This is a genomic window from Streptomyces sp. NPDC047043 (assembly GCF_040644055.1).
Taxonomy (GTDB): Bacteria; Actinomycetota; Actinomycetes; order Streptomycetales; family Streptomycetaceae; genus Streptomyces.
Genome location: NZ_JBEYVO010000007.1, coordinates 26,899 through 37,464, shown reverse-complemented (window position 1 = coordinate 37,464; position 10,566 = coordinate 26,899). Strand labels below are relative to the sequence as shown.

At 70.0% G+C, this 10,566-nt stretch carries 10 protein-coding genes; 2 read left to right on the top strand and 8 right to left on the bottom strand.

Annotation, left to right across the window (positions count from 1 at the left end; genetic code table 11):
- Positions 1 to 424: 424 nt before the first annotated feature.
- Complete coding sequence (locus ABZ880_RS12550) at positions 425 to 1,729, top strand: nucleotide disphospho-sugar-binding domain-containing protein (protein ID WP_361260631.1); 1,305 nt, start codon at positions 425 to 427, stop codon at positions 1,727 to 1,729.
- Here the strand turns inward: ABZ880_RS12550 and ABZ880_RS12545 are convergent.
- The 8 genes from ABZ880_RS12545 to ABZ880_RS12510 form a co-directional block, all read right to left on the bottom strand.
- Positions 1,713 to 3,329, bottom strand: a complete 1,617-nt coding sequence (locus ABZ880_RS12545) for a glycosyltransferase (RefSeq protein ID WP_361260629.1) — start codon at positions 3,327 to 3,329, stop codon at positions 1,713 to 1,715. The two genes, ABZ880_RS12550 and ABZ880_RS12545, sit on opposite strands and share 17 nt — an antisense overlap.
- 60 nt (positions 3,330 to 3,389) lie before the next feature.
- A complete protein-coding gene (locus tag ABZ880_RS12540; protein ID WP_361260627.1) occupies positions 3,390 to 4,166 on the bottom strand; it encodes an ABC transporter permease in 777 nt (258 codons plus the stop codon).
- Entirely contained in the window at positions 4,163 to 5,179 is a 1,017-nt protein-coding gene (locus ABZ880_RS12535) for an ATP-binding cassette domain-containing protein (protein WP_361260625.1), read from the bottom strand. The genes ABZ880_RS12540 and ABZ880_RS12535 overlap by 4 nt, the downstream gene beginning before the upstream one ends.
- Positions 5,180 to 5,187: 8 nt before the next feature.
- On the bottom strand, positions 5,188 to 6,324 hold the full coding sequence (locus tag ABZ880_RS12530; RefSeq protein ID WP_361260623.1) for a Gfo/Idh/MocA family oxidoreductase: 1,137 nt from the start codon (positions 6,322 to 6,324) through the stop codon (positions 5,188 to 5,190).
- Between the two features lie 74 nt (positions 6,325 to 6,398).
- Entirely contained in the window at positions 6,399 to 7,112 is a 714-nt protein-coding gene (locus ABZ880_RS12525) for a zf-HC2 domain-containing protein (RefSeq protein ID WP_361260621.1), read from the bottom strand.
- Positions 7,109 to 7,681 (bottom strand): sigma-70 family RNA polymerase sigma factor, encoded by a 573-nt coding sequence (locus ABZ880_RS12520; protein ID WP_361260619.1) that lies wholly within the window; start codon positions 7,679 to 7,681, stop codon positions 7,109 to 7,111. The genes ABZ880_RS12525 and ABZ880_RS12520 overlap by 4 nt, the downstream gene beginning before the upstream one ends.
- Before the next feature lie 101 nt (positions 7,682 to 7,782).
- The gene (locus ABZ880_RS12515) at positions 7,783 to 8,670 is read right to left on the bottom strand and encodes a DUF1996 domain-containing protein (RefSeq protein ID WP_361260617.1); all 888 of its coding nucleotides are present in this window, start codon (positions 8,668 to 8,670) and stop codon (positions 7,783 to 7,785) included.
- Between the two features lie 241 nt (positions 8,671 to 8,911).
- Positions 8,912 to 9,868 (bottom strand): CHRD domain-containing protein, encoded by a 957-nt coding sequence (locus ABZ880_RS12510; RefSeq protein ID WP_361260615.1) that lies wholly within the window; start codon positions 9,866 to 9,868, stop codon positions 8,912 to 8,914.
- 174 nt (positions 9,869 to 10,042) lie between these two features.
- Here ABZ880_RS12510 and ABZ880_RS12505 point away from each other — a divergent pair, with 174 nt between their 5' ends.
- Complete coding sequence (locus tag ABZ880_RS12505) at positions 10,043 to 10,504, top strand: hypothetical protein (RefSeq protein WP_361260613.1); 462 nt, start codon at positions 10,043 to 10,045, stop codon at positions 10,502 to 10,504.
- Positions 10,505 to 10,566 lie beyond the last annotated feature (62 nt).

The following is a 10,566-nucleotide window of genomic DNA, read 5'->3' as shown; positions in this document are numbered from 1 at the left end:
CCGTCCTGTAAAAGGGAACACCAAAAGACCGATCACGCCGGCGAAAGACCAGCCAGGCGTTGTTGCACGCTCAAGAAGTTACGTGTGGTCCAGTCCAATGTCAACGGCGACCGGAGTGATCGACTCCACTCTTCTCGGCCTTCCGTATGAGTTTCCCTGTGAGTTTCCCAAGCGAATTTTCGGAGCATTTCGGCGCCATTCCCGCGGGACAGGTAAACACCGGATGACAAAACGCAGGGGCGTGTTTATTCGGCGGATCGCCGAGCCGGGCCCCGACGCCGGGCAGCGGGCTTCGGTTCCCGCCGATCGGTGTGGTTCGCCCCACTGCGCAGCGGTCGAACCGCCCCGGCCCGCACCTCGTGTTGCCGTCGCGTTCACCGGTACGGGGGCGCAGACCCAAGCAGGCATGGAAGGTGGCTACGAGATGAAGGCTCTGCGTATCGTCCTGATGACCCATGGCACCCGCGGCGACGTCCAGCCGCTCGTCGCCCTGGGCCGGGAGCTCGCCCGGCGCGGGCACACGCCCGTGCTGGCGGCCCCGGCCGGATCCGCCGACATGGTGCGGGCGGCCGGGCTGCCGCTGGAGCAACTGCCGGTGGACTGGCGGGAGTTCCTGGCCTCGCCCGCGCCGGAGCACGACTGGGTCACCTCCAGCGACAGTGCGGAGTTCCTCGCCGGGCTGCGTACGGTGATGGCGGCCCACACGGCGGACATCGCGCGGACGCTGTTCGGGGTGTGCGAGGGCGCCGACCTCATCGTCTCCGGTTCGCTGACGGAGGACCTGGCGGTGCTGATCGCCGAGGCCCGGAGGATCCCGCTGGCGCTGCTGCACCTCTTCCCGGTGCGGCCCAACCACGTGGCACCGAACCCGTTCGTGACCAGCAAGGCGTCCACGGTGCCCGGCGCCAACTGGCAGACCCACATCGCGTACGAGCGCGCCTCGTGGGAGATGCGCCGTGACGGCATCAACCGGCTGCGCGCCGCCTTCGGGCTGGCCCCGACCGAGCTCTCCACCCCACTGCGCGCCCAGGAGCTCGGGGCGCTGGAGATCCAGGGCTACAGCTCGCTGCTGATGCCTGGCGTCGAGTGGCCGGAACAGCGTCCGTTCGCCGGTTGGCTCGAACTCACCGGTGAGGACCGGGCGTTGGCCGCGGAGCATGGTCTGGACGCCGAGTTGGAGAGCTGGCTGAACGCGGGGGAGGCGCCCGCGTACTTCGGGTTCGGCAGTACGCCGCTCGCCGATCCGGCGGGGATGCTGGCGACGATCGAGCGGGCCACCGGGGAGCTGGGGCTGCGGGCCGTGGTGACCGCCGGGTGGGCCGGACTGCCGGCGGCCGCGGTCCAGGACCCGTCCCGGGTACGGGTGTTGGAGAGCGCGGACCTCACCGCGCTGCTGCCCCGGTGTCGGCTTGCGGTGCATCACGGTGGCTCCGGCACGACGGGCTCCGCCGTACGGGCGGGTGTGCCGGCGCTGGTGGCCTCCGGGATGCTGGACCAGCCGATGTGGGGGGAGTTGGTGCGGCGGCGGGGGGTCGGGGTGCATGTGCCGCTGCATGGGCTTGATGCGGAGGGGCTGCGGTCCGCGCTGTGGCAGTTGCATGATCCTCGGGTTGTCCGGAATGCGCGTGAGCTGGGGCGGGCTGTTCGGGCGGAGGGGGACGGGGTGGTTCGGGCTGCGGATCTTGCGCTCGCGTTGGTCCAGCGGCCGTACGTCAAGGCGTGTGCCTAGGCGCGTTGCTTCCGTGAGCCGTCTTCTCCCACTTGTACGGGGCCTGGATCAGCTGCCAGAGGCCCCGCCAGCCGGCGAACGCGTGCAGCAGCCAGTAGAAGGGCACAAGAGCCGCCGTCCACCAGGACATCCGGCGTCTGCGCGCAGCGATCAGCATCGATACGGCCATGACGGCGGCGCTGATCCACATGGTGGCCGCCTGGACACCACCCAGGCCGGCCGGCGGCAGCACGAACGCGCACGGCCAGAACATGAAGACCACGGGGGTGCCGAAGACAATGCCCAGCAGGGAGACCAGGCCGCTCCAGCCGAAGCGTCGGACCGTGTCGGCCGGGCGCCTCGTGTACACGAGGCCGGTCAGCAGATAGCCCTTGAGCCAGCGGGTGCGTTGCATGATCCAGGCCCAGGAGCGTGCGGGGCACTCCTCCCAGGTCGTGGAGTCCGCGACGTCGACGCGATGGCCCGTCGAGGCCAGCCGGAGGCCGAGGTCGGCGTCCTCGGTGACGTTCCAGGCGTCCCAGCCGCCGACGCGGCGCAGCACGTCGGTGCGCAGGTGGTTGCTCGTGCCGCCCAGTGGGATCGGCAGGCCGAGCCGGGCCAGGCCCGGTAGCATCAGGTCGAACCAGAACGCGTACTCCAGGCTGAAGAGCCGGGTCAGGAGATTGCGACGCTCGTTGTAGTAGTTCAACTTGGCCTGTACGCAGGCAAGTTCGTCTCCGCCGACCGCGAACTGCCCGGCCACCTTGCGCAGCTGGTCGCGCTCCGGGCGGTCCTCCGCGTCGAAGATCACGAGTAGTTCGCCGCGGGCCAGCATCAGGCCGAGGTTGCAGGACCGCGGTTTGGTCTGCGGCGGGCCCGGCGCCAGCGGGACGACACGGACGAAGTCGGGGGGCTCGGCCTCGCGCACGGCACGGGCGGTCGCCTCGTCACGGCGCTCCACCAGGACCAGGATCTCCAGTTTGCCGGCGGGGTAGTCGAGGTCCGCGAGCCAGCGCACCGTGTCCCCGATGACGGCCTCCTCCTGGTACGCCGGCACCAGCACGGTGTAGGTGGGGAGTTCGGCGTCGGGCAGCTCGGGGGACGGGTCCGCCAGCCGCTGCGCGGAGACCGCCGCGAGGAACACCTTGAACAGCAGCCCGAGGCTGAAGAGCACGGAGACTGCGGTCACGACGACGTCCAGGCCGCCGGACGCCAGGGTGACGGCCACCGCGAGGGCGAGGGCGTACGACGCCGCCTTCTGCCAGGGTCTGACGCCGGTCCGGGCCGCGTGCTCCGGGAAGTTCCGGGTGAAGGCGTTGGCCATGTCGTCGGCGACCTCGTCGAGGCGGGTGTCCACGACGAGTTCCTGTATCTCGCGCCGGCCTGCCTCCCGGAACACCAGCTCCTCACCGGGAAACCAGCGGCTGAGCGAGGACCGGTCCGGTAACGGGCCGCCGGTGGCGATCAGGACTCCGGCGGCGGTCCGGCGGAGCGGGATCCAGTCGCCGGCGAGCATGTCGGCGGCGGGGATGTGGGCGGAGCAGGCGGGATCGACGTCTGCTGACAGCGCAGGCGTGGGCCGGCCGGCCGTGACGGGGTGCATCAGGGCATGCCTCTTCATCGCAGAAGACAGGGGGAAGGGGGAAGGGGGAAATGTGCGGGGCCGGGGGGCGACGTGCGGTCAGACAGATCTCTGGTAGGCGCGGAAGCCTCGCAGCGAGACGGCCACCAACAGCGCGGCGAGAGCGGCGAGTCCGCCGCACCGCGTGAGGACGGTCGTCCAGTCGGGGTCGGAGGCCAGGGCCGAACGCCCGGCGTCCAGCGCCCAGTTGACGGGGTTGAAGCCCGCGATGTCGCGCATCCAGCGCGGCATCAGCTGCGCCGACATGAACGCCGACGACAGGAAGGTGAGGGGAAGGAGCAGGAGGGTGTTGAGCGCGATGATGGTCTCGCGCCGCCTGACCATCAGTCCGATCGTGTGGGACAGGGCGCTGAAGACCATGCCGAGCAGCACGGCCGCGGTGATCAGGACGAGCAGGCCGAGGAGGCCGCCCGGGTAGTGCGCGCCGCCCGCCCCGCCGAGCAGGACGATGACCAGCGACTGGACGACCGTACTGAGCCCGTGTTCCACGACGACACAGCTCACCATGGCGCTGCGGCGGACCGGAGTGATCAGGAAGCGGTTGAGGGTGCCGCGCTGGATCTCCTCCAAGGTGCCCATTCCCGCCCAGGAGTTGAAGGACAGGGCGTTCATCACCACGATGCCCGGCACGAGGTAGTCCAGGTACGAGGTGACACCGAAGCCCGGCAGTTCGACGATCCGTCTGAACAGGCTGCCGAACAGGAAGAGCCAGATCACCGGTTGGACCATCGTGATGACCAGGTATCCGGGCTGCCGGACGACCACGCTCAGGCGGCGGTGCGTCAGCCAGAGGGTGTCCACGAGCGTGCCGTTCACACCGGGGCTCCGATCGGTTCGACGGTGACGGGGGAACGGCGGCCGACATGGCGCAGGTACACGTCGTCCATCGAGGGCCGGGCGACGGTGACGGCGGCGACGGGCAGACCCGCCTGATCGAGGGCGGCAAGGGCCATGGGTACGGCGGCCGCACCCGCGTCGGCGCGGGCGCCGAGCCTGCGGCCCTCGACGGTGACCTCCCGGAGGCCGGGCAGGGTGGCGAGCACCTCGCGGGCGAGCCGCTCCCCGCGGGCGTCGGGGGCGGAGCTCAGTTCGATGCGCAGAGCGTCGCCGCGCAGCTCGCCCTTCAGCTCCTCCGGCGTGCCCGCGACGACGATCCGCCCGTGGTCGACGATGGCCAGCCGGTGGGCGAGCCGGTCGACCTCCTCCAGGTGGTGCGTGGTCAGCAGGATGGTCAGGGCGTTGTCGGTGACCATCCGCTCGATCTCGTCCCACATCGCCGTACGGGACTCGGGGTCGAGGCCGGTGGTCGGCTCGTCGAGGAAGAGCACGCGGGGCATGTGCACCATGCCGAGGGCCACGTCCAGCCGGCGCTGCATGCCTCCCGAGTACGTCCGCACCTCGCGTCGGGCGGCGTGGCCGAGGTCGAACCGGTCGAGCAACTCCTCCACCCTGCTCGAGAGTTCGGCGCCGCGCAGGCCGTACAGCCGCCCCTGCAGGACGAGGTTCTCGCGTCCGGACGTCATCGGGTCCGCGCCCGAGCGCTGGGCGACGACGCCGATCGCGCGCCGCACCAGGTCGGGGCGGCGCAGCGCGTCATGTCCGGCGACCCGCACGGAACCGGAGTCCGGGCGGGCCAGGGTGGTGAGGATCTTCATGGTGGTCGACTTGCCGGCCCCGTTCGGGCCGAGGAGCCCGAAGACCTGGCCGGGCTGGACGGCGAAGGAGAGGCCGTCGAGGGCGCGCACGCCTCCGGGGTAGGTCTTGACGACGTCGGCCACCTCGATCGCGTAGGGCGTGGGTGAGGGGACAGTCTGCGGGGGGACTGACATGGACCGCCTCATGTCTGGTCGAACGTGGTGTGCAGGACGGTGTGGGCCGCTCCCTCCGCGGAGGAGACGGCCAGGGTGATCTCCAGAACGTGCAGTGCGTGCCGGGCGGTGAGGCGTGGGCTCCCGCCGCCGCGTATCGCCTCCGCCATGTCGGCGATGCCGCGGGCGAAGTCCATGTCGTGCCCGTGGTGGCGCTCGTAGCGGAAGGGACGGTCCGTCGGGCGGACCGGCGGTATCCGCTGTGGCTCGGCCAGGTAGTGGGGCGTCGACTCCGACATCTCGACGCGCCTGCGGAGGGTGACCGGGGCGCCGTAGTCCCAGCACTCGGCGACGGACAGGACCCCCTCGTCGCCGACGATCCGCAGCGAGTGGTCCTCGGGGGCGACGGTGCTGCAGGTCAGCCGGGCGACGACGCCGGAGTGGAAGCGGACGAGGGCGCAGGTGAAGTCGGGGGCGAGCGCGGTGGGGTCCACGTCCGGGGCCTTGTCGGGCTGGAGGAGGCCGCCGTACGAGGTGACTTCCGACGCCGGGCCGAAGAAGGCCGTGAGCCAGGTGAGGTAGTAGGCGGCGTGCTCGAGGGTGGGGCCGACCCGGAACTCGTCGGCGTAGGGCCAGGGCGCTCCTGAAGGGCCCGCCCAGCTGCGGAAGTTCATCTGGTGCACCGCTCCGTCGTCCAACTCCGCGTAGACCAGGCGGGGTTGTCCGACGAGTCCCTGCGCGAGGGCCTGCTGGAGGGTCCGGGCCGTCTCGCCGAGCAGGGAGCAGGGGGCGGAGGACAGGGTCAGGCCGAGCTGCTCGGCGTACTCGACCAGGTCCGTGGCCTGCCACAGCTCCTCGGCGAAAGGTTTCTCCGAATAGACGTGCTTTCCCGCCTCGAGACAGCGGCGGGAGACCTCGTAATGGCTGTGGGGGTTGGTGAGGTTGACCGCGATGGCGACGGAGTCGTCCGCCAGGAGTTCGTCGAGGGATGCGTAGGGACGTACTTCGTGGTGTTCGGAGAATTTCTTGGCCCGCTCGGCGTCCAGGTCGTATACGCCGCGCAGGGAGAGGTGGGGGTGGTTGGGAAGGGTGGCGATGTAGAAATCGGCGACATAGCCGCAGCCGATGAACGCGATTCCCGTCGCTTTCGAATTGGAGCCGTCCACGTGTGGCCGTACCTGTCCTCGGGGCAGGGCGGACCGGCCGCGCAGGGTTTCTGTGCGGCCGGAACCACTCGGTTTCAGACTTTCAGGGAGACGTATTCCTTGCCCTGTTCGTTCTCCACCAGGACCTTGGCGACGTCGTCGATCGGAATGGCCGCCGAACCGTCGAGGTTGGCGCCCTTGTCCTCGTCCGCGACGACCCAGCTGCCGGCGATCTCGCGTTTCCCGTCCTTGGTCTCCACGATGAGGCGGCAGTGCTCGCCCACCGGGATGCCGGCCACCGAGGCGTTCACCCGGACCCAGGACGCGGCCGGGGTCACCCGTACCGTCATCCGGCTGCCCGTCGAGGCGCTGGTGCCGGAGGCGAGCCGGGTGCCGACGGGCGGGGTGGCGGTCGCCGTGATCGAGGGTGTCGGGGGGTCCGCGACCTGGCTGGTGTCGCCGCCCATCTGCCGGCCGAGCAGCACACCGCCGCCCAGTACGGCAGCCGCAGCGACCGCGGCGACCGCGGCCAGGACCGTCCGTCGTCGGCGCTCCACTCCGTCGCGTTCGTTGCGCACCTGCCGGATCGTGCGCTGCAGCAGCAGATCGCCGCCCTCCGGCGGACCGTCGAGGAACGCCTCCGGCGGCACCTCACCGAGTGCCGCTTCCATCTCCCGCAATCCGTCCAGTTCTTCACGGCACCGGTCGCACGAGGCCACGTGTTCGTCCACGGCCTGCACTTCCCGCTCGTCGAGCGTGCCGAGGACGTAGGCGCCGAGCAGTGCGCTGTCGTGCTCCTTGATGCTCATGCCGCCACCTCCTTCAACGCGACGAGCTTCGCGGTCTTCGGTTTGTCTCTGTACAGGTCCCTCAACTGTTTCAACGCATAGTGTGATCGGGATTTCACGGTCCCGGGAGGTATTCCCAGAGTCTCGGCCGCCTCGGCGACGCTGCGGCCCTGGAAGTAGATCTCGTTGAGCACGTCCCGGTGGTCCGGGGAGAGCCGGTCGAGGGCCTCCATGACGAGCATCGAGTCCACCACGCCCTCCGCGTGGTCCTTCTCCACCGGAGTGGTACTCACGGACTCGGCGACCTCCTGCGGACGCGCCGCCTTGGCCCGGAACCGGTCCGTGATGATGTTGCGGGCCACGGTGAGCAGCCAACCGCGCACCGAGCCCTTGCCGTTGACCAGGGCCTCCTGGTTCTTCCAGGCCCGGATCAGGGTCTCCTGGACCACGTCCTCCGCGGCGGCGTGGTCACCCGTGAGCCGCTGGGCGTAAGCGAGCAGGGCCCTGCCGTGCTCCTCGTACAAGGACCGGATCAGTACCTCGTCGCTTGTTCTCTGCTTGTCCCGAGCGCGGGACCACAGCGCCGCCATCCACTTTCTCCCGTCCTCTCCTGAGCTGACGCGCTGTACACGGGTGGCAGCCGGAGTCGGTTCGATCGAGTTCGGAACTTTTTTCACGCCAGGCTCCGGCGTCACGCCGACCGGCAGTGCCGACCCTCGTTGAGGCAGCCGATCAGCGCCGACATCTGGCGGTCCGTCATGACGTTGATGAACATGCCGTGGTCCGTCTTGGGGTCGCGCTTCTCCTCCGGGAAGGAGTCCACCGCGTACGGGGTGCCCTGCGGCAGGGCGTACGTGAGGGTGATGCGCAGTTGCGGTACGGCGAAGGTGGCGTGCGGGCAGACTCCGTCGGCCGCCGGGAACACCACATGCGTACGGTGGTCGGGGCTGTCCGTGGACAGGCCGTCCCAGCAGCTGGGGAAGTCCAGGGTGCGGGTCGGTCCGCTGCCCCTCGGGCACAGGGTGTACCGGGTCGTGAAGCGGTCCGTGAAGCCCGAACAGCCCCACTGGGCGCGCACGTTGGCGTCGCCCACGATCACCGCGACCGGGTCACCGGTGACCAGCCGCAGGAACCGGGGCATGGCGACCACCTTACTCACCGGGTTGCCGCGGAACTCGATCACGACCGAGGACGGCGTCAGGATCTCACCGGTGTTGCCGTCCGTCCCGCCGCCCATGAGATGGGCGTCCGCCCCCGCCCGGTCCAGCCGCCGCAGCACCGGCCAGTAGTACGTGGAGCGGTCGCCGCCGACGCAGGTGGTGCGGGCGGCGGCCAGGCTCTCGTTGCTCGACAGGGCGGTGGTCGACACATTGCCCACGTAGTCGTGGACATGGTGGGCCGAGCCCGAGACACCGGGTGAGACCACCAGGTTGTCCGAGTTGCGGTGGGCGTTCTCGTTGCGACCGCAGTCCTCGGTGAAGGTTCCGGTGGAAGCGTCCGGCAGGACGACGGGCAGAGGGGTCCGGGCGACCGCGGCGATGCCGACGTAGCGGTCGGCGGCCGGCGCGGCCTGGGCCACGGCCGGACGGCCTGCAACGATGAGACCGGCCCCCAGGACGGCCGACACACCGACGGCCGCGGGCAGAACTATCCGGAGTAGACGGGCTCTTGAACGGAAGAGTCGAATCCACACGCGAGCAGCGTTGCAGTAACGTCTAGACCAATCAAGTCTCACTTTCAAGCATGACTGATTCTTGAAGGTCGCCTGCCCGGAAGCCGTCTGTTACTGAACGGTCGTTCACCTGTTGTTGAACGGACATTCAGCGGAAGAGCTGTCCGCGGACCGCTCCGTCGGGGAACTCCGCGGTGTGCAGGTTGGCGTAGAAGCCGGTCGGGGCCTTCTTGATCTGTGCGAGGACCGAGGGGTCCTGGACGCTCACGGTGCCGGAGATCGCGAAGATGTTCTGCGGGACCGGGGTGACGAACAGCGGGATCTTCACGTCGCCGTTGCGGCCGAGCGTGCCCTGGTGGACGTGACCGGCGAGCGGTTCACCGATGTTCACCCAGGCCACGGAGTAGCCGACCCTGCTGCCTCCGGGGTAGAGGAACGTGACCGCGTGGCCGTCCGGGTCGCCGACCCGCTTCGGGTCGCCGGTCGGCACCTCCTGGCCACCGTCGGCGAGCGCACGCAGCTTGCCGCCGCGGATGATGCTGAGCGGGTTGACGGGCTTGGCCAGCGGCCGCAGCTGGCCGCGCACGGCGCCGCCGGGGAACTCCTTGGTGTGCAGGTTGACGTAGAAGTCGGCCGGGTCGGTGCGCAGTTGGCGGGCGAGCGCGGCATCGGTCACCGAGGTCTGGCCGGCCGCGGACTGCACGGTGGACGGCATCGGCGTGGTGAACAGGCCGACCTTCACATCGCCGTTGGTGCCCGTGGCGCCCTGGTGGATGTGGCCGAGCGTCGGGCGGTCGATGCCGTTCCAGGACAGGGCGAAGGTGATGCGGTTGCCCTTGACCTTGACCAGCGCGACGGCCTTGCCGTCCGGGTCGCCGACGGCGGGGCCGTCCTTGACCGGCACCTCCTGGTCGCCGGAGAGCTGGGCGATGAGGGAGACGGCGGGCTCGTTCGGGGAGACGGCGGGCGGCGGTGAGGCCGTGGCCGACTCCGATGTGCCCGAGGCGGTGTGCGAGCCGTGGCCGTCATGGGCAAGTGCCGGGGAAGTGGCGAGCAGTCCGGTGGCGAACACGGCGGCGGACACCGCGAGAGAGAGCTTGCGCATTGTTTTCTCCGTCGTTTCGGGTTTCGGTCCGGTGCAGTGCCGGAAACACGAGCGGACCCAGCCACCGGTTCAATTCCATTTCCGTGGAAGAAAACTGAACCCGAAACCGGCTCGGCACGTGTGGGTCGCGGGGATGCGACCCCCTCCAATTCACGGCTGAGAGAGGTCACCACAATGCGCGCACGGACGGCTCTGATCGCGATACCGCTGGCTCTGGGGCTGGTCGCCTGCGGCGGGGGCAAGGACGACGACGGTGCCGGCAAGGGGTCCGGCGGCAGGAGCGAGGCCATCGCCGTCAAGGACTCCGGGCTCGGCTCCATCCTGGTCGACGGCGAGGGCCGGACCCTGTACGCCTTCACCAAGGACAAGGGCGGTGCGAGCAACTGCGACGCCAAGTGCATCGCCGTGTGGCCCGCGTTGACCGGCGGCGCGAAGGCCTCCGCCGGCAAGGGCGTCCAGTCGTCGCTGATCCAGGAGGCCAAGAAGTCGGGCGGTGCCGTGCAGACGACGTACGGCGGCTGGCCGCTCTACTACTACGTCGGTGACGCGGCGCCCGGTGACGTCAACGGGCAGGGCCTGGACGGGCAGTGGTTCGCGGTGGGGGCGGACGGCAAGCTCGTGCGGAGCGGCACCTGAGGGCACCCCTCGTTCCCGTACGCGGAGGGCACGCGAGCGCCGGTCGACGGCCCGCGTGCCCT

Bases quoted from the DNA above. Each gene is read 5' to 3' on its own strand.
- ABZ880_RS12550 (WP_361260631.1), top strand. From the start codon at position 425: ATGAAGGCTCTGCGTATCGTCCTGATGACCCATGGCACCCGCGGCGAC.
- ABZ880_RS12545 (WP_361260629.1), bottom strand. From the start codon at position 3,329: ATGAAGAGGCATGCCCTGATGCACCCCGTCACGGCCGGCCGGCCCACG.
- ABZ880_RS12535 (WP_361260625.1), bottom strand. From the start codon at position 5,179: ATGTCAGTCCCCCCGCAGACTGTCCCCTCACCCACGCCCTACGCGATC.
- ABZ880_RS12525 (WP_361260621.1), bottom strand. From the start codon at position 7,112: ATGAGCATCAAGGAGCACGACAGCGCACTGCTCGGCGCCTACGTCCTC.
- ABZ880_RS12520 (WP_361260619.1), bottom strand. From the start codon at position 7,681: ATGGCGGCGCTGTGGTCCCGCGCTCGGGACAAGCAGAGAACAAGCGAC.
- ABZ880_RS12510 (WP_361260615.1), bottom strand. From the start codon at position 9,868: ATGCGCAAGCTCTCTCTCGCGGTGTCCGCCGCCGTGTTCGCCACCGGA.
- ABZ880_RS12505 (WP_361260613.1), top strand. From the start codon at position 10,043: ATGCGCGCACGGACGGCTCTGATCGCGATACCGCTGGCTCTGGGGCTG.